Source organism: Romboutsia weinsteinii, from assembly GCF_002250835.2.
Lineage (GTDB): Bacteria > Bacillota > Clostridia > Peptostreptococcales > Peptostreptococcaceae > Romboutsia_A > Romboutsia_A weinsteinii.
In genome coordinates this window covers 18,969-39,820 of sequence record NZ_NOJY02000015.1, presented here as the reverse complement: position 1 = coordinate 39,820, position 20,852 = coordinate 18,969, and the positions used below count along the sequence as shown (strand labels likewise).

Below are 20,852 nucleotides of genomic sequence, written 5' to 3'. Positions count from 1 at the left end.
ATTTTAAAATTTAGTTTTATTAAACTAACGATATCAATTATATTAACTTTTTCATATTTTTACAAGTATTTTTTATTATTTTATTTTATTTTCACACAATAGTTATAAGTTAGTATTTTCAACGATAAATATATTCAATTCAGATTTTTGTTTATATTAATTTTTATTAAGTTTAGTATTAGTAAATTTTTTTCACATTTTTCACAAAACCATTTTTATTTATTATTCATTAAATATGAGTTTTTATAACATATCCAGTTTAATATTTTTAATATGTTAGTATACCTTTACTAAACTTATTTCAAAACATAATTTTAATCAAATCTACCTAATTTATGTAAATTTCAAAAAAATAAAAGCCAGATACATATCTAACTTTTTATAATTTATATATTATTTTTTTATTTTTTAAATCTATTTTTATTGTGTTTTATCTGAAAAGATATAAATAATTTTCATATTTTTTATCCATGTTATCTTGATTAATTCTAAACTATTTATTTCTTTTTAAGAATTTCCAATTGAATTAAAGTCTTTTCTTTTGTATTTTTATCTACCCTTGGCATAACCCAAACTTCATTAAAATCTCCAACAACCTCTATATTATTTTCTTTTATATATTCTAATATTTTATTAAAATATATTTTAGCATTATTAGCATTATCATCATATATGATCGTTATATACTCTCCCTCTGGTAGTACCTTCATCTTGCTATTATTTTTTCTTTTTGCAAAATCTTTAATATAAGTATATGTTATTTTACCATTTTCTACAAAATCCTTATATGATACAGTTGATCCTAATTGAGGATATACAGTACCATATTTTTCTTCAATATGCAGCACAGTATCTCTTAAACTTAGTTCAAAATCCTCAGGTGTTTCAGTTTTACATTTGTATTCCATATACTTTCTTTTTTTATTGCGATTTATAAAAACAATATTTTCTTGATGCTCTAATACATTAGAAATACTTATCTCTAAATCATCTAAATAATTTTTGATTTCTGATAGTTCTTTGATCTTTTTTTCTAATAGGCTACTTTGTCTTTTTATTGTATCAATCATAGATTCAATTGATCCGTCTGATTTTAAAAAATCTTTTATTTCTTCTAAAGATAATCCCATTGTTCTGCAATATTTAATTACGTCTATATGCATAAATTGATCCATAGAATAATATCTATAATTATTTTCAGGATTTGTATATGCAGGTTTTAGAACTCCTACTTCATCATAATATCTAAGTGTCTTTATCGGTAAATTTGAAAGCTTAGACATTTCTCCAATTGTAAAATATGTACTCATTATGCCTCCTAAAATTATAATTTCTAAAAAGGTATCTAGCATTAGCTAGATACCTTTACTTCAAGTTCATATTCTTCATGCTTATATTTCTTTCCTTTTGACACTAAAAGTATAACCTGAATCATTGTAAACACAAGAGATGTTTTTTTCTTATATGCCATATATCTTCCATCCCAAGATTCACAGTATTTCTCTTTAAATTTCTTAAGACCTTCAAATGAATAAAAATATTGTCCATGAGAATATACCTTGGCTGCAATTCTTTCACTTAAGAATGAATATTTTGACTTTCCTACATTCGATAAAGGAGCCATCCCCATATTAAAAGTACTATATCCATTTTCTTGACCATATTTGAATAAGTTTACGAATATAAAATCCATTATACCATTGCATGTATCTCTTGAGAAACGCATCAAGTCAATAGATAAAGTTTTATCTCCATCATACATCGGCATTATATTTGCAAATCCTTTTATATCTCCCTGTTGATTCCTGATTATAGCAATCGAGTCACGACTCAGATAATTTTGATCAAAAAAACCTACTGAAAATCCCTTTTCTGATCTATCACCTAACCATTCATCAGATATATTTTTAATCTTTTCAAAAAATTCCTCACTAAAAGGTGGATTCATTATTTCAAACGTATATCCCTCTTTTTCAACTCTAGATAATGCATTTCTAACACTTTTCATTTTACGACCTTCTAAAGTAAAAGTATCTAGATTTACAGTTGCCTCTTCTCCTAATTTCATAAATTCATATCCTGTTTCATGCAAATATGGAATCATTTTTTTATCTATTGCACAAAATACAGGTGTATACCCATATCTATCTGACATTTCATAAAAATCTTGTATTGCATCAAAAAATTTCTCTTCATTACCCACAAGATTCCCAAGTACCGCAATTTTATTTGCATAAATTTGATATTGTAGCATTACATCTTCATCTTTATTTATATAAACATATTTGTCATTTAAATATATAAAGTGAATTACTGATGAACCACCATATTCATTTAAAATCATTTCTACTTTATCTTTGCATTCATATAACTTTACTTTCGGTAAATTATTTTTTTTATTAAAATAATATAATATTGCTAGGAAAATTAATGCACAAATAAACCCTATAACGCTTGTATATCCGATTCTCCTTATATAATAACTTGTATAACGACCACTCAAGTTAAACATAGGCATAGCCTTTAACTTATTAGACAGATTACAGTATACTACAAAGATGTATAATACTTGGAAAGATAGTAGAATTAAAATATCTTTCGCAAATTTTCCCCATCTCATTATAAAGCTTTCTCTATAAAACTGATCTTTACTAAGCCATAATATAGTTCCAACTATAAGTAAATATATACTTTCCTCATAGTCAAATCCCTTCATTATAGATAATACTCCACCTATAGCAACTAGTGTAATAGTTATATTATATACACTCTTTGATTTATAAGTTATTGTACTTGATATAGCAATTAATAAAAAACCAATTATTATAGCCATATCACCTGACATATGCATAACTTTAAAGCTGAATATTTTATTTATCAAATGAACCCTCTCTATAGTACCAGGAATAGCTTCTGACACTAATAGAACAACTCCCGCAGATAGTACCAATAGTATTAATCCACTATGAGCTACCTTAGATAAAACCGATTTAAACATATCTCTTATATCTTCATCAATCTTTAACCATAGCTCTGATATATAAAGCATTATTCCTATAAGAAGAGGAATTATATAGTACGTTATACGATATAAAAATACTGCTAGCATAACTTTTTCAGCTGGAACTCCTAATGATTCAAGTCCTATTAGTAAAGTTAGGTCAAATGTTCCAAGACCTCCCGGTGACATACTTACTATAGCTACTACTATCGCAGCAACAAAAATTGGGAAGAACTTAAGTATCGATATTTTTTCACCTAATATTAGTATTATAGAATATATTAGTATTATAGTGGTAATCCATTCTAGTAGTGAAATACTTATTATTTTAAATGTATCTATAATATCTTGTCTTTCTTCATCACTGCATCTTCTATATTTATTAATTAAATATATTGTAAGTATAGGTAAATACATACCTATAGCTATAGTCAATACTTTCGTAAAACTCATATCATTCAAGTTAAACTTTGTTATTATTAAATAAGTAAAACATGCCATAGAAAATCCCGTTAAGTTTAAAGCTACAATCTTTGATATCTCTTTTACTAATAATTTATTATCCTTAACATATGGATTATAAAAATGACTCTTCAGGGCTATTGCGCTAGTCCCTCCAAATCCAACAATACTAGATATAGAACTAGCTATCCATGAAAATTTATATAATTTCTTATTACTAAGCTTTATACCCACTCTTTTTTTTAGTACAAAATCATAAAAGCTAAGTGGCATATACGATATTATTCCCAAAATTACAATAATAGCAATATTTCCTATAGAAAGTTTATCTGCGTAAATTTTAAAAGTATCCATATCAAAGTCTGTAACGATATTTTTAAACTCTTTAGCTACTATTGTTAAAATTAATAATACAAATATAATTTTAACTCCAATTATGATTTTCTTTTTATTTAAATTCATCATCCTCGCTTCTCCTAATACTTAATCTTTTTTCATATATAATTCTATCATAGAATTTTTCAAATAATGCTTATGTTACTTTTTTGTTATAATAAAAAAGCTAATAAAATTGAATATTATTCAACCTTATCAGCTTTTTTTATAATTTATAATAATTCCAATTCCCTACTTATATGATTTGATATCCATTATATCTTAGCACTGAGCACGCATATTCAATATCCTTATTTTTTATAAGTATATAATCACTATCGCTAGTAGATACTTCAAAAATATTTATCTTAGCATCTTCTAATACCTTATTTATTCTTGAAATAATCCCCACTAAATACAGAGTTATAGGCTCTAATACTTTAATAAGCTTCCAATCCTTATCTATTTTTGCTTCCTTTGGTATACCTTCATCTAAACATATTAGACTTAGCTCATCTTTAAATTTAGTAATATAATAAAAATTTTTAGTGTCTACGCATATTGGTGAATCCATTACATTATTTAAGCTACAAACTGCATAATCCCCGTCAAACAATTTTAACTCCATAAACTTATCCTCCTGATATACTAGTCCTTTAAATTATTAAGCTATTCTATGCTAGTTTAATATCAACCTCAGCATAGTACTCATTTAAATCTAAATCTCTTTCACTATTTGATACAACTAACGTACAAATGTTATCACCCATAACATTTACTGTAGTTCTAAACATGTCTATTATTCTTTCTACACCCATTATAAGACCTATTCCTTCTAAAGGAAGACCTACAGATGTAAGTACCATAGATAGCATTATCATACCTACCCCTGGAACACCAGCTATGCCTATAGATGCTAATGTAGCTGTTAGAACTATTGTTATCATTTGATTAATATCTAAATTAATTCCATATATTTGAGCTATAAATAACGCTGCTACACCTTGCATAATTGCTGTACCATCCATGTTTATGGTTGCTCCCATAGGTATTGTAAATGATCTTGTCGATTTACCTACTCCCAATTCCTCCATTATTTCTAAACTAGCTGGTACTGATGCATTACTAGATGATGTAGAAAATGTAATAGCGGCTACTCTCATGAATTTCTTTATAAAAGGTGATATTTTCAGACTTGTAAGTAGTTTAAATAATCCTCCATAGACTAAGACTACATGTATTAATAAACCTAGTAATACTACTGCTACGTATTTAACTAGTACTAAAATTGCATCTGTTCCTACTGTTGCAAAAGTTTCAGCAACCAATGCAAATACACCAAATGGAGCACACAACATTACTAAACCAACCATCTTCATACAAATTTCATTGGCACTCTCAAATATTTGTCTTATTGGTTTTGCTTTTTCACCTACTATACTCATAGCTACCCCCATAAGTAATGCAAAAAATATTACCTGTAACATATCTCCATTAGCTAATGATGCAATTGGGTTAGTAGGTATTATCCCCAATAATATCTCCACTAACGATTTCGATTGCCCTATAGATACCTCACCAGTAACCATTGCACTCATATCTAGCCCTAATCCTGGCTTAAGCAAACTTCCTAGTACTAATGAAGTTATTATAGCTATTGCTGTAGTACTTAAGTAGAACAACATTGTTTTTCCACCAATTCTTCCTAATTGTTTTACATCTCCCATAGAAGATGATCCACATACTAGTGATACGAATACAAGAGGAACTACCATCATTTTTATCGCTGAAGTGAATCCACTACCTAATACTTTTAAGATTCCATTCAAGATAACTTCATCTTTTATATAGTTTGTTGGTATCTGCTTTAAAATCACTCCAAATACAAATCCCAATGTCAAACCTAATAATATTTTACTTGTTAATGTCATTTTTTTTCTCATTATTATTCCCCTTCATTCGAACCTTATTGTTATTTATAATATTATTATACACAATAAAATGAAATTTGCCATTAATAAAATTAAGTACACAGTCCATTTACCATAACAGTTTCTTATTTTTTAAGGTAAATGTTCTCTAATACTTATTTTTATTAAGTTTTATTTTATGCACCAGATTTATTTAATGTATTATCCTATAAATTTGTTAATTATCAAGTTTTCTAACTATTTATAAAGCTTTTAGTATAATCTACCTAAACATTTATAAATAAAAAAAGACTAGAGCTTATTAAAACTCTAGTCTTTTTTTATTTATCTTTAATATATATTTTTTTAAGCTAATGCTATTGCTGGCTCCATAGCTCTCGATAATATATCTTTAACATCTTGATGAGTCGCTTGAATTGGGTTTGTGGCACCGCAAGCATCTTTCAGCGCATTTTCAGCTAATATATCGAAATCTTCTTCCTTAGCCCCTAGTTCCTTAATTCCTGAAGGTATATTTATATCTGCTGATAATTTTCTTATTGCAGCTATACAAGCATCTGCACCTTCCTTGTCATTCATATCTGATACGTCTTCCCCCATAAATGTAGCTATATCTTTAAGCTTAGCTGCACATACTTGAGAGTTAAACACTTGTACTTCCGGTAATAGTATAGCATTGCATACTCCATGTGGTAAATCATAGAATCCACCTAATTGATGAGCTATCGCATGTGCATAACCTAAAGAAGCATTATTAAATGCCATGCCTGCTAAATACTCAGCGTACGCCATTTTATCTCTACATTCCATATCGCTTCCATCTGCTACAGCTCCTCTTAAGTACTTACTAACAAGCTCTATTGCCTTTTGAGCACATGCATCAGTTACTGGAGTCGCCGCTATAGATACGTATGCTTCAACTGCATGAGTTAAAGCATCCATCCCTGTAGCTGCTGTAAGTGATTTTGGCATACTAACCATTAAATTAGGATCATTTACTGCAAGTATTGGATTAACATGCTTATCAACTATTGCCATTTTTACATGTCTTTCTTCATCAGTAATTATAGCAAACACAGTCATTTCTGAAGCTGTTCCTGCTGTAGTATTTATTGCTATTAAAGGAAGTTGCGGTTTTTCTGACTTATTAATTCCCTCATAATCTTTAATGTTTCCACCATTTGCTGCAACTAAAGCAATACCCTTTGCACAGTCATGAGGAGATCCTCCACCATAAGATATTACAAAGTCACAATCATTTTCTTTTAGTATTTCTACTCCATCCATTACATTTGTTACTGTAGGGTTTGGTTGAGAACCAGGGTATACTACAAACTCAATTCCTTCTGCTGCTAATGAACCTGTTATTCCCTTGAATTCTTCACTTCCTGCTGATCTCTTTCCACATACTATTAAGGCTTTTCTTAGTCCCCTTGCCTTTATTTCACCTGGTATTGAGTCTGCACAACCAGCACCCATCAAACTAACACTTGGCATATAAAATGTATAAGCCATAATAAATCCCCCCTAAATCCTTCTAAAAGTTTGTTAATTTTTTATCTTTATCTACATTATACACTATTATCACTGTTTTCAAGATATTTTTTTAACAATTTTTTAATTTTCTTTAATATTAAATCAGGATAATACTTTTGTAATGAATCCCTGTGTTTTATTAATAATATTTCTATAATTCTTAAATAATAAAAGTAATACTTCAAAAACCTTTTAGTAATTCTGTTATAAAATAAAAACCATCACTATAGATGAGTATTAGTAATACTCTTTTCTATGTGATGGTAGTATTTATATTAATATATGCTAGAATTTAAAATCTCCAGATTTTCCACCTGTTTTTTCTAATAGATGTATATCACTTATAACCATCCTTTTATCTATTGCCTTACACATATCATATATAGTAAGCGCCGCTATAGATACACTGCTTAAAGCTTCCATCTCTACACCCGTTTTACCCATTGATTTTGCAGTTGAAAGTATTTCTATATAATTTTCATCTTCATTTATATTAAACTCTAGGTCACATCCAACTAAATTAATTTGATGGCACATAGGAATAATGGTTGACGTATTTTTAGCCCCCATTATTCCTGCAATTTGAGCTACTGATAATACATCCCCTTTTTTCATGTCTCCATTTTTTACCCTTTGCAAAGTTTCTTCTGCCACATGGATTTTAGCACTAGCTACTGCACATCTAACGGTATCATCTTTTTCACTTATATCTACCATTTTCGCGTATCCTTTTTCATTTATATGCGTTAACATTGTTATCCTCCAATTTGATACATTTTTCTATTTGTTTCACTTTTATTAGTTTCTAGCAAATTATGTTCCTTTGGCTTTTCTAATATTGCACTATTTATAAAATCCGCAAACATAATATCATCATTAAGGTATGGCTTTATATCTATTTCTTCTCTAGAGTGTAAACATAGTTTAATAGTCCCCGAAGATGTTAACCTTATTTTATTACATTCACTGCAGAACGAGCAGCTCATAGGTGTTATAATTCCAACTCGTCCCTTTGCATTTTCAAATTTGTAGTACTCTGCCACACTTTTCTCTTCATCTATTGCCACCTTTAATCCAGATACCTTCTCTAACATTTTATTTAAATTAATATAACCTTTTTTAAATACTTTTTCTCCTTCACCAATAGGCATTAATTCAATAAATCTTACATCTATAGGATATTTTTTGGTTAGTTCTACAAAATCACATATCTCATCATCATTTAAAGTGTTTATAAGAACACAATTTAGTTTTACAATTATTCCTAGTTCAACACATTTTTCCATAGATTTTATAACATCTTCAAGCTTTCCCAAACGCGTTATTTTACTATATTTATCAGGTTTTAAAGAATCTAGACTTATATTTACTTTCTTTAGGCCACACTCTTTAAGTTTATCTATTTTATCATATAGACCAATTCCATTCGTTGTTATAGCTATGTTTTTTATATTACATTCTTTAGATGTAAAACTAATAAGCTCTTCAAGGTATGGATATAGTAGAGGTTCTCCACCTGTAAATCTAATTTTTGTTATTCCCTGTTTCGCAAAATTTTCAACTATAAATTTATAGTCATCAAAACTTAAAACATCATTTACATTATCATTCTCAAACTTAATATTACTAGGCATACAGTAAATGCACCTTAAATTACAATGATCTGTCAAGGAAACTCTTAAATAGTCTATATCTCTTTTATATTTATCTTTCATATGTATATTCCCCCTCCACCTCGTAATATAATTAATTTTTATTTTTACTTCCTATCATTTGCGCACTCAGCTGCATCTCCTCTGAGTATTTCTATACCATGCCCTAGTATATCAATTACAAACTCTATACTTTCTATAGCTCCTTTAGGACTTCCAGGTAAATTAATTATTATAGTGTTTTTTCTTATTCCACTTACAGCTCTGCTTAGTATAGCTCTTTTTATTATTTGTGCAGATTTCATCCTTATATATTCGCTTATTCCTGGTATTTCTCTTTCTATAACTTCTTTTGTGGCTTCAGGAGTTATATCTCTTTTCGAAAAACCAGTTCCTCCATTCGTTAATATAAGATCAATATTTCCATCATCGCAAATATTTATTATTTCACTTTTTAATTGTTCTTTATCATCAGGAATCATATTGTAGTATTTTACTGAATATTCGCCTTGGCTTTCAACAAATTCTGTAAGTTTTTTACCTGTAATATCTTCTCTTTGCCCCATAGATCCTTTATCACTTAACGTTATTATTGCTACATTAAACATATCATCACCTCTAATATAATGTAATATTTTTATTTATGTAAAAAACTAATATTTCATCAATTAATATTGTTTATTTTCATTTCTATTATCTAATTCTAACATATTTTATAACCTCAAAATAGCTATGATTTTAATACATACACACTTTTAACTTAAACAAAATAAAAAGATATTAAAAATTAATAATGCTTTTAGCTTCAATAATAAATTTACTGTTGCCTACATATTATTAACCTCTAATATCCTTACTTTTATTATGTTAAATGTACTTTAGGGGGCTCTATTTAATTGTTGTTATATTATTACTCCCTAAAATTCACTCTAGAATGGTAATTCATCCTCTAACTCTTCTGGATTAATTCCTGCTTGCTTAAACAAATCTTTTCCATCATAATGTTTCTCTGAAGTTTGTTCAGAATACTTTTCATGTTTACTTCTAGATTCTAAAAATGTAAAGTTATGAGCTTTAACCTTAGTTATACTCTTATTTTCTCCATTTGTAGTTTGATAGCTATCCACTCTTAATTCCCCTTCTATACCTATTAACCTTCCTTTTATAAGATACTGTGCACATATTTCAGCTTGCTTTCCCCATAGTTCAACTCTTATAAAATCTGTCTTTTTAGTTCCATCTTGACCTCTCCACTTACGGTCTACTGCTAATATAAAATCAGCAACTGCACTCTGTGTATTTCCTACATATCTTAATTCAGGATCTTTTGTCAGCCTACCTACTAAAGTAACATTGTTCATAATTAGCACCTCATCAAATTTATAATAATAAAACGTATATTATTTGGATTTTAAACAAACTAGAGTTTCTTTATACTAATTAATAAAATATATATTAATAAATTGGGCATAATAATAAGCCCCTAAGAAAATTTATCCTTAGGGGCTTATTATTATGCATTGACTTCTTCAGCTATATTCTCTTCTTTAACTTTTACACTAAATAATCTAAATGATTTTGCTTCTACATTAATATCAAAGATATTGTCTTCTTTTTCTATGCTTAGCCCATACTTTCTTGGACTATATACTATATCAAGTTCATCTAACATATTTGCATCCAAATGGATTTTAATATTTTGATTCTTATTCGATCTATTTAATAGTACTAATACATTGTCATCATCTTTATTATCGTTATATCTAACAAAACCAAATACTTCACTATTGTTGGTATATACAAACTTTGTATTTCCACTTACTATTGCTTGATTTCTATTTCTTGCACCAATTAAATGTCTGTAAAAATCAATCATATCCTCATCTTCATTTTTCCAAGGATATGTTCTTCTATTATCTGGGTCAGTTTTTCCACTAAGACCGGCTTCATCTCCATAGTAGATATACGGAACACCTTCAAACATCATCTGTGTAGTTACAGCAAGCTTCATTAAGTCTCGATCTTCACCTAACTCTGTTTTTATTCTATTTACATCATGAGTTCCAAGTAAATTAAGATTAGATTTAAATGATTCTTGAGGATAATTCTCTTTTGTTTGCATATATGAATTATTTAATTCTTCAGAAGATACTTCTCCTGTTAAGAACGAAACAATATTTTTTCTAAATGGATATCCCATTACTGAATCTAACTCTTGCCCAAGAAGATAGCTTCTTCTTTCTCCGTAACTTACCTTATTAGAAGCATCTTCCCATACTTCTCCAACTAATATAGTATCTTTATCTACATTTCTTAGCTCTTCTTTAAATTCTCTGATAAATTGTGTAGGTAGCTCATCAGCCACATCTAGTCTCCATCCTTTTACACCTAAGCTAGTCCACTTTTTAAGTACACTATCTTCGTCGTGAATGATATAATCTTTAAAAGTTGGAGCAAGTTCATTTGTATTTGGTAGTGCATCTATATCCCACCAGCATTTATACTTTTGTGGGAATTCTGCAAATGAATACCATGAGCTATATGGAGATTCACTAGATTGATATGCTCCTACAGTATCATATCTTCCAAACTTATTAAAATATTTACTATCTGCTCCAGTATGACTAAATACACCATCTAAAATAATAGATATTCCTCTTTTACTCGCCTTATCTATTAACTCTTTAAATATCTCTTCATCTCCAAACATTGGATCTATTTTTTTGTAGTCTCCAGTATCATATTTATGATTACTTGAAGCTTCAAATATAGGGCTTAAATATATTATACTCACGCCTAATTTCTTTAAGTATCCAAGCTTATTTATTACACCCTTTAAATTACCTCCATGGAAGTCCCATCTTATTATGTCACCATTAGAATCTTTTATATACATCGGAGTATCAGTCCAGTTTCCATATATAAAACTATTCTCTTTAGGATTACTTGGCTTTTCATTTCTATTACCATTACTAAATCTATCTACAAATACATGATATAAAATACCTTCTTTATACCACTCAGGTACTTTGAAATCCTCATATACTGTTATTTGGTACTTATTTAAATTTTCATAATTATATTCACAAGTTTCTCCATTTTTTATAGATTTTCCATAAGGTATATTTACATAATTACCATCTATTATAGTAGCTACTTCAAAGTAATAGTTATATAATCCAGCTTCTTTAAACCCAGAAATATTTCCTTCATATTCTGTATTATTATCCTCATCAGATATACTGGATACATTATATAACTCTACTTTATCTATAAATTCTTCTTCTTTAAATATTATCAATGATATCTTATCAATATCATAACCTCTATCGACCTTTACTTTAATTCTTGCACTTTCGTTAGTTTTTAAGGCCCCGAAAGGAGCCTTAAAACTTTCATCCCAAGAATTATAACTTAATATATTTCTCATTTATCTCACACCCTTTAAACCAAATATCTTTTGCATATTCAGATATTGTTCTATCTGTGGAAAATATCCCAGAGTTTGCTATATTCATTAAAGACATTCTATTCCACTGCTCTTTTCTTTGGTATAGTTTATTTATTTTAGCTTGAGCTTCTGAGTAATTCTCCATATCTCTAAGGACAAAATACTCATCATTATATGTTATTAAGGAGTTATAAATTTCTCTTCCTTCTGAATCCATATTAGGTATAAACCCATTTATTAAATCATCTACAACTCTCTTAATTCTTCTATTTGACTGATATAAGTCAAGTGCAGAGTATCCCCCATACTTATTGTAATCAAGTACCTGCTGAGCACTTAATCCAAATAAAATAATATTATCTTCTCCAACTTGCTCAAATATCTCTACATTAGCACCATCTAAAGTTGCTAATGTTATTGCTCCATTCATCATAAGTTTCATATTGCTGGTTCCAGATGCTTCTTTTGTAGTTGTTGATATTTGCTCTCCTATATTTGCTGCTGGGATTATCTTTTCTGCTAAAGATACTCCATAGTTTTCTACAAATATAATTTTTATCTTTTCATTTACTCTTGGATCATTATTAATTTTATCTGCTACAGAATTTATAAATTTAATTATACACTTAGCCAAATAATATCCTGGTGCAGCCTTAGCTCCAAATATGAATGTTCTTGGTTGCATATCAAAATTTGGATTTTCTAATAATTCATGATACAAATCTAATATGTTCAGTATATTTAATAACTGTCTTTTATAGGCATGTAATCTTTTTATTTGAACATCAAATATTGAATTTGGATTAACTTGTACGTTATACGTATTATTGATAAAATCTGCTAAATGCTCTTTATTATGATGCTTTATCTCATCTAATCTATTTAAAACACTAGTATTTAGCTTATACTTTTCTAGATCTTTAAGTCTTGTTGTATCCTTTTTCCACTTGTCTCCAATTAAATCTGTAATTAAGTCACTTAATTCAGGATTTGAACTCATTAGCCATCTTCTATGAGCTATTCCATTGGTTTTGTTATTAAACTTCTCTGGCTTATCTTCATAAAAATCTCTTAATACCTCTTTCTTAAGAAGTTTCGTATGAAGTGCTGCAACACCATTTATACTGTGACTTCCTACGATACATAAGTTTGCCATATTTACGTTATCCCAATTTATTATTCTCATATGCTGCTTTTTATTCTCATCATTATACTTATCATCTAGGTATAAATTGTATCTTCTATTGATTTCTTCAATTATCATATATATTCTAGGCAATAAAGTCTTAATCATATCGATTGGCCATTTTTCCATAGCTTCTGCCATTATTGTATGATTTGTATAGGAAATTGTGTTGGTAGTGATCTTCCAGGCTTCTTCCCATGAAAGACCTTCTTCATCAAGTAATATTCTCATAAGCTCAGGTATGCATAGCGTCGGATGTGTATCATTTATGTGAATAGCTACTTTATTTTGTAAACTTTTTATATCTTGTTTAGTTCTTCTATATTTTCTTATTATATCTTGTATTCCTGCACTAGTGAAAAAATATTCTTGTTTTAATCTTAATAATCTTCCTGCATAGTTAGAATCATTAGGATACAGCACCTGAGATATTTCTTCTGCATAGTATTTGTAAGCTAATGCATCCTCATAGCTACCAGAATAGTTTTTTGCATTAGATGTATTTTGGCCAAAATCCCTACTTTGGATTTCGCTCTTCCAAAGCCTAAGCGTATTTATTGTGTCATTATGATATCCTATTATAGGAATATCATAAGGCATAGCCATTACTGGTATATAGTTTTTATGCTTAACTTTTAGTCTATCGTTATCTTTTACTAATTCTATTTCACCTTCGAATTTAACAACAATTGCTTTGTTAGGCCTTACAGTTTCCCAAAAATATGCTCCTTGTGAAAGCCAGTTATCAGGTACCTCTACCTGATAACCATTCACAAATTTTTGTTCAAACAATCCATTTTGATACCTTATACCATATCCATGGCCATTAATTTTTAATGATGCCATAGAATCTAAAAAGCAGGCTGCCAGCCTTCCCAATCCACCATTTCCTAGAGCAGGATCTGTCTCTGCATTTATCAAATCATCTAGTTCAATTCCAAGTTCTTTTAATCCATCTCTTATACTATCTTCTATATCTAGATTTAATAGATTTGACTTTAATTGTCTACCTAATAAAAACTCTATACAAAAGTAATATACTTCTTTTTCTTTATCTATATTAGTCTCTATCCATCTTTTAGCTATTATATCTTTTATCACACAGCATAGTACGCTTAATAATTGCTCGTTTGTTGCATCTTTTATAGGTTGAGCATATAAGCTATACATTTTAGTTTCAAAGCTTTGCTTAAACTTTTTTTTGCTAATTGTGACCATTAAACCACCCCTTTAATTGATTATATCTTTGTATGTCTGTATATACGCCTTAGCTGATTTATTCCAACTATTATCAGTTCTCATAGCATTGTCTACTAACTTCAGCCAAGCCTTCTTATCTTCTTTATACAACCTTAGTGCTCCTTGAAGGCAGAATAACATTTCATGAGCATTATAGTTTGCAAAACTAAATCCATTACCTTCTCCAGTATATCGATTGTATGGAGTTACAGTATCCTTTAATCCTCCTGTTTCTCTAACAATAGGAAGTGTACCATATCTCATAGCTAGCATCTGACCTATTCCACATGGTTCAAATAATGATGGCATTAGGAAGATGTCACTAGCAGCATATATTTGTTGTGCAAGTGCACTATCAAAAGTAATTCTAGCTGAAACTTTTTCTGGAGAATGAGCATTATAGTAATTAAACATAGATTGATATTGATGTTCACCAGTACCTAATACTACCAGTTGTAAATCTTCTCTCATTATTTCTGGCATAATATATGATATTAAATCAAACCCTTTTTGTGATACTAGTCTAGATACTATACCTACTAACGGTATATTAGCATCTTGCTTTAACCCTAGTATCTTTTGAAGTTCTAATTTATTTTTTACTTTTTTATCTACACTATCAGCATCATAATTTACAAATATGTTTTTGTCAGTCTTCGGATTATTTAAATCATAATCTATTCCATTTAATATACCTTGTAACTTATGTTGATTGCATCTAAGTAATCCATCTAATTTTTCTCCATAAAAACCTGTTTGTATCTCATTTACATAAGTAGGACTTACTGTAGTTACTTTGTCTGAAAACACTATTCCTGATTTCATAAAACTAACGCCGCCGTAGTATTCAACATCGCCATTTTCTAAATATTTATATGGTAAATCTAGAACATTGCCTAAAGCATCATTACTAAATACACCTTGGTATTGTAGATTATGGATAGTATAAATAGTTTTTATACCTCTATATTTTTCTAGCTGACTATATTTTTCTTTTAATATTAAAGGTATCATACCTGTGTGCCAGTCATTTATATGAATAACATCAGGATAGAAATCTAGTCTACCTATCGCCTCTAATACAGCATTACTAAAGAAAGTAAATCTTTCTGCATCATCTCCATATCCATAAAGATATGCTAACTCACCCTCTCTTCTGAAGTAAAATTCATTGTCTATAAAATAAAATTTCACACCATCTAATTCCATTTCATACAATCCGCAATACTGATTTCTCCACCCTACATTTACATTAAATATAGCTACCTCTTTTAATTTTTCTTTTAGATAATTCGGTATAGTCGAGTACTTTGGTAATATTACTCTTACGTCGACCCCCTCTTTTTTTAGCGCTTTAGGTAGTGCATAAGCTACATCTCCAAGTCCACCAGTTTTTGCAAAAGGCCAACACTCTGACGTTGTATAAAGAACCTTCACTAAAAATTTCCCCCTTACATACTTATATTTTTTTCTATGACAATTGGGTAACTCTCATCCCCTTTTAATTCTTTTCCTTCTGAAATGAAAATATTTTTATCAAATACTACATTATGTAATTCTACACTAGGCTCAATTGTACAATTTTGCATTATTATAGAATTTTTAATTACTGATCCTTTTTTAACCTTTACTTTTCTAAATATTATACTATTTTCTACACTTCCCTCTATTACGCACCCTGTCGCTATAAATGAGTTTTTTACATTTGCTGTATCTGTATAGATAGTAGGTGATTCATTTTTTTCTTTAGTGAATATTTTTCTATCTGAGTATAATAACTCTTTTGCTACATCTCTATTTAATAAATCATTACTTATTTCAAAGTATGACTGTATTGAGTCTATGCACTTTAAGTATCCTTTATGCTCATATGCCCCAACTTTTATATTGTTTAGTTCTTCTATAATAAAATCTTCTAAGAATAAATGACTCCCCTTACTAACTATACGGTATATACACTTAATAAGATCTTCTCTTTTCATTATGTAAGTTTCCATAGATATATTAGCTCTCGGGAATGCGCCTACATTGTTACCTATGCTTATAATTCTATTATTCCCATCTAAATCTAATGTAAGATTTCCTTTAAAATCTTCATCTGCATTGTTAATATTTTTATAAATCATAGTTATATCATTATTAGATTTCTTGTGATATTCTAATGCCTCTGAGTAATCTATATTACATATCATATAACTTGGAGCTATTAATACATACTCCTCGTCTCCTCTTTCTATAAAGTCAATATTAGCTAATAGATTGTATATATCTCCATTTCTGCTAGCATTAATATTGTAGTATTTTGTGTTCTCAGGACTAAATATAAATAGCCCCCCTTTTTTTCTACTCAAATCCCAATCTTTTCCGCTACCCAAATGGTCAGTTAATGATCTATATTTTTCTTTTGCATATATACCTACATTTTTTATACCTGAGTTAACCATATTAGAAAGAACAAAGTCTATTACTCTGTATCTTCCTGCTATTGGAGTAGATGATATTGGTCTTGTTGCATTTATTTTGCTTATTCTTGGTTCACCTTTTTTTGTTAAATTTACTATCCCCATACACTCATTTCTCATAATTAATATCCCCCTTCTAACACAGCTTCAGGCTTTACAACTTCATATTCAGATACTACATTTATCTCATCATTATTTCTTACTACTACATTATTTTCTATTACTGCACTTTCACCGACCATAGCCTTTTCTATTACTACATTTTCTCCTATTTTTACGTTAGGCATTATTACAGAATCTTTTATTATACTTCCCTTACCTATTTCAACACCATGTGATAGAACTGAATTTTCTACACTTCCTAATACTGAGCATCCATCAGCTACTAATGATTTATGTACATTTGCATCTTTTCCAACATATTGAGGAGGCATTGCCATTGTATTTGTATAAATTCTCCATCTAGAGTCATTTAAATCTAATACATCTGATTCATTTATTAGATCCATATTTGCATCCCATAAACTTTGTATAGTACCTACGTCTCTCCAGTAACCTTTGAATGGATATGCATACATACCTACATTATCTTCTAGCATCTTAGGTATAAGATCATGACCAAAGTCATCATAGTTTATTCCTGTCATTTCTGAACTATTAAAGTATCCTTTTAACATATCCCAATCAAATATATAAACTCCCATAGATGCTAAGTTACTTTTGGGATTACTTGGCTTTTCATCAAATTCATATATACTTCCATCTTTATTAGTGTTCATTATACCGAATCTTGATGCTTCGTCCCATGGAACTTCGATTACTGCTATTGTTGCTTTAGAATTCTTTTCTTTATGGTATTTTAACATCTTACTATAGTCCATCTTATAGATATGATCTCCGGATAGGATTACCACGTACTTAGGATTATAATTTTCTATAAAATCCATATTTTGTTGTATAGCATTTGCAGTTCCTTTATACCAATTACCTTCTTTTTCATTCATATATGGTTGTAATACATACACTCCACCATTTATTCTATCTAAATCCCAATGGCTCCCCATGCCTATATGTGAATTTAGAATCAATGGTCTATATTGAGTTAGTACACCTACTGTATCTATTCCAGAGTTAGAGCAGTTACTTAACACGAAATCTATTATTCTATACTTTCCGCCAAACGACACTGCAGGCTTTGCGATTCTTTTAGTAAATACCCCTAATCTCGATCCTTGTCCTCCTGCTAATATCATTGCTATCATTTCTTTTCTCATCAACCATATCCCCCTTCATTATAATTTTATTTATTTAAAATAAGATTTTTCCCCTTTATAAAAGTAGCTCCTAGTGGCGGTACTTTTATTCTTATATTAAACTCTTTATTATGCCATTTTTCTTCACTTGCAAATAGTTCTTCGCCCTTCATATTCTGACCTGATCCCCAATATTCTTTATCATCAGAATTGAATATTTCTTCATAAGTTCCTGAGTACGGTACACCTATCTTATAGTCATAATGCACTACAGGAGTAAAGTTAATTACAGCTATAATAAAATCTTCTGGATTTTTACCCTTTCTCATAAGTGTTACTACACTTTGATCACTGTTATGTGGATCAATAAAATCGAATCCTTCATAACTGTTATCAATCTCATACATAGCCTTTTCATTTTTATATAAATGGTTTAAATCTTTAACATAATCTTTCATTTTTTTATGTGCTTCAATCTCTAATAACTCCCATTCTAATCCGTATGCATATCTCCACTCAAGACCTTGTCCAAACTCACATCCCATAAATAATAATTTCTTTCCTGGGTGAATCATATAGTATGAGTATAGTAACCTTAGATTTGCAAACTTCTGCCAAGTATCACCTGGCATCTTATCTAGCAATGATTTTTTTCCGTGTACAACTTCATCGTGTGATAATGGTAGGATAAAATTCTCTGAAAAAGCGTACATAAATGAAAATGTTATTAGTTCATGATGATATTTTCTATATACAGGATCCATCTCCATGTATTTCAAAGTATCATTCATCCAACCCATATTCCATTTATAAGTAAATCCTAATGCTCCTTTATAAGTTGGTCCTGTAACCATAGGCCATGCTGTTGACTCTTCAGCCACTACAATAGGATTGTCTATATATCTATATATAACCTCATTGAATATCTTTATAAAATCTATAGCTTCTAAATTTTCTCTTCCACCATACTTATTTGGATGATAATCCCCAATATCATAATCCAAGTACAACATACTAGATACTGCATCCACTCTTATTCCATCTATATGATATTCTTTAAACCAATAAAGAACATTTGATAATAAAAAACTATTAACTTCCGATTTTCCTAGATCAAAATGGGCTGTTCCCCATCCAATATTTTCAGCTTTTAGTGAATCTTCATATTCAAATTGTGGTGATCCATCAAATTTATATAATCCATGTTCATCTTTACAATAATGGCTATAAGCAAAGTCAACTATTACTCCAATCTCATTTTCATGGCATTTATCAATGAATGCTCTAAGTTCATCTGGTGTTCCATATCTACTTGTTGGACTATAGTAACCAATTGTTTGATATCCCCACGACATATCTAAAGGATATTCTGTAATTGGTAGAAGCTCGATATGTGTATACCCCATGTCTTTCACATAATCAACCATCTCATATAGTTCTTTATAAGAGAAAAAGTCTCCATCCCATTTTCTCTTCCAAGATCCTAGTTGCACTTCGTAAGTATTCATAGGTTTTTTATCATTATTTCTTATTTTTTTCTTTAATTGCCAGTCTTCATCTTTCCATTTATAATCTTCTAGGTTATATACTATAGATGCAGTATTAGGTCTTAGTTCAGAGTGAAGAGCATACGGATCTGACTTCATTCTTTTGACTCCGTCACAACCTATAACACAGTATTTATATACTTCTCCTTCATTTAAATCTTTAATAAAAATACTCCATATTCCGCTGCAGTTTATATTGGTTAATGGATGAGAGTTCTCATTCCAATCATTAAATTCTCCAACTAGGTAGATTTGTTTTGCATTTGGTGCCCAAACTGTAAATGCCGTACCTATATCTCCTTTGCAATCTACTCTATGACTTCCCATAAATTTATAACTATCATATGATTTACCTGATTTGAACTTTTCTATATTCACGCTACTTATAATATCTTCGTATTTAGCTACCCCTTTTTCTTTTAATATAGTTTTAATCTCGATTCCCCCATTCATATTTGTCTATTTTTTATCTTATCTAATTATATAATAAAGAACATTAAAATTTATGTGTAAGTTTTGTAAAAATTCGGTCAATTTCTTTTAACTTTCGACATTTATTTATTTGTATCTACCTATACTTATATTTTTCGATATATCCACGTACAAATTATATAGTTAATATTTTAACGTCATAAAAAAGATAATATTTTTAAATTCTTCTATTTAACTATAAATACCTTCTATAATTGTCATTTTTTATAATAAACTAAGATTATTGAATTGAAACTAAAAATAAGGAGCGATTATCGCTCCTTAT

At 29.3% G+C, this 20,852-nt stretch carries 15 protein-coding genes; all 15 read right to left on the bottom strand.

The window, feature by feature from the left end; translation table 11 throughout:
- Positions 1–497: 497 nt before the first annotated feature.
- Positions 498–1,310, bottom strand: coding sequence for a MerR family transcriptional regulator (locus CHL78_RS10345; RefSeq protein ID WP_158540679.1), 813 nt, complete (start codon positions 1,308–1,310; stop codon positions 498–500).
- Positions 1,311–1,351: 41 nt separating this feature from the next.
- Complete coding sequence (mprF, locus tag CHL78_RS10340) at positions 1,352–3,928, bottom strand: bifunctional lysylphosphatidylglycerol flippase/synthetase MprF (protein WP_094367653.1); 2,577 nt, start codon at positions 3,926–3,928, stop codon at positions 1,352–1,354.
- A gap of 166 nt (positions 3,929–4,094) precedes the next feature.
- On the bottom strand, positions 4,095–4,466 hold the full coding sequence (locus CHL78_RS10335; RefSeq protein ID WP_094367654.1) for an ACT domain-containing protein: 372 nt from the start codon (positions 4,464–4,466) through the stop codon (positions 4,095–4,097).
- Between the two features lie 46 nt (positions 4,467–4,512).
- Positions 4,513–5,781: a dicarboxylate/amino acid:cation symporter gene (locus CHL78_RS10330; RefSeq protein ID WP_094367655.1), complete on the bottom strand. Its 1,269-nt coding sequence runs from the start codon at positions 5,779–5,781 to the stop codon at positions 4,513–4,515.
- 333 nt (positions 5,782–6,114) lie between these two features.
- Positions 6,115–7,284, bottom strand: a complete 1,170-nt coding sequence (locus CHL78_RS10325) for an iron-containing alcohol dehydrogenase (protein WP_094367656.1) — start codon at positions 7,282–7,284, stop codon at positions 6,115–6,117.
- A gap of 306 nt (positions 7,285–7,590) precedes the next feature.
- Positions 7,591–8,058, bottom strand: a complete 468-nt coding sequence (gene moaC, locus CHL78_RS10320; protein ID WP_094367657.1) for a cyclic pyranopterin monophosphate synthase MoaC — start codon at positions 8,056–8,058, stop codon at positions 7,591–7,593.
- Positions 8,059–8,060: 2 nt separating this feature from the next.
- The gene (moaA, locus tag CHL78_RS10315) at positions 8,061–9,020 is read right to left on the bottom strand and encodes a GTP 3',8-cyclase MoaA (RefSeq protein ID WP_094367658.1); all 960 of its coding nucleotides are present in this window, start codon (positions 9,018–9,020) and stop codon (positions 8,061–8,063) included.
- 44 nt (positions 9,021–9,064) lie between these two features.
- Positions 9,065–9,565, bottom strand: a complete 501-nt coding sequence (locus tag CHL78_RS10310; RefSeq protein ID WP_094367659.1) for a MogA/MoaB family molybdenum cofactor biosynthesis protein — start codon at positions 9,563–9,565, stop codon at positions 9,065–9,067.
- 321 nt (positions 9,566–9,886) lie between these two features.
- Positions 9,887–10,318, bottom strand: a complete 432-nt coding sequence (locus CHL78_RS10305) for a single-stranded DNA-binding protein (protein WP_094367660.1) — start codon at positions 10,316–10,318, stop codon at positions 9,887–9,889.
- 152 nt (positions 10,319–10,470) lie between these two features.
- Positions 10,471–12,387: a glycoside hydrolase family 13 protein gene (locus CHL78_RS10300; RefSeq protein ID WP_094367661.1), complete on the bottom strand. Its 1,917-nt coding sequence runs from the start codon at positions 12,385–12,387 to the stop codon at positions 10,471–10,473.
- The gene (locus CHL78_RS10295; RefSeq protein WP_094367662.1) at positions 12,365–14,812 is read right to left on the bottom strand and encodes a glycogen/starch/alpha-glucan phosphorylase; all 2,448 of its coding nucleotides are present in this window, start codon (positions 14,810–14,812) and stop codon (positions 12,365–12,367) included. The genes CHL78_RS10300 and CHL78_RS10295 overlap by 23 nt, the downstream gene beginning before the upstream one ends.
- A 12-nt stretch (positions 14,813–14,824) precedes the next feature.
- Positions 14,825–16,270 carry a glycogen synthase GlgA gene (gene glgA / locus CHL78_RS10290; protein WP_116041453.1) on the bottom strand — a complete coding sequence of 482 codons (1,446 nt, stop codon included), beginning with the start codon at positions 16,268–16,270 and terminating at the stop codon, positions 14,825–14,827.
- Positions 16,271–16,284: 14 nt separating this feature from the next.
- Entirely contained in the window at positions 16,285–17,415 is a 1,131-nt protein-coding gene (glgD, locus tag CHL78_RS10285; protein ID WP_116041451.1) for a glucose-1-phosphate adenylyltransferase subunit GlgD, read from the bottom strand.
- Positions 17,416–17,417: 2 nt separating this feature from the next.
- Entirely contained in the window at positions 17,418–18,569 is a 1,152-nt protein-coding gene (locus CHL78_RS10280) for a glucose-1-phosphate adenylyltransferase (RefSeq protein WP_116041449.1), read from the bottom strand.
- A 26-nt stretch (positions 18,570–18,595) separates the two neighbouring features.
- Positions 18,596–20,548, bottom strand: coding sequence for a 1,4-alpha-glucan branching protein GlgB (gene glgB, locus CHL78_RS10275; RefSeq protein ID WP_094367480.1), 1,953 nt, complete (start codon positions 20,546–20,548; stop codon positions 18,596–18,598).
- Positions 20,549–20,852 lie beyond the last annotated feature (304 nt).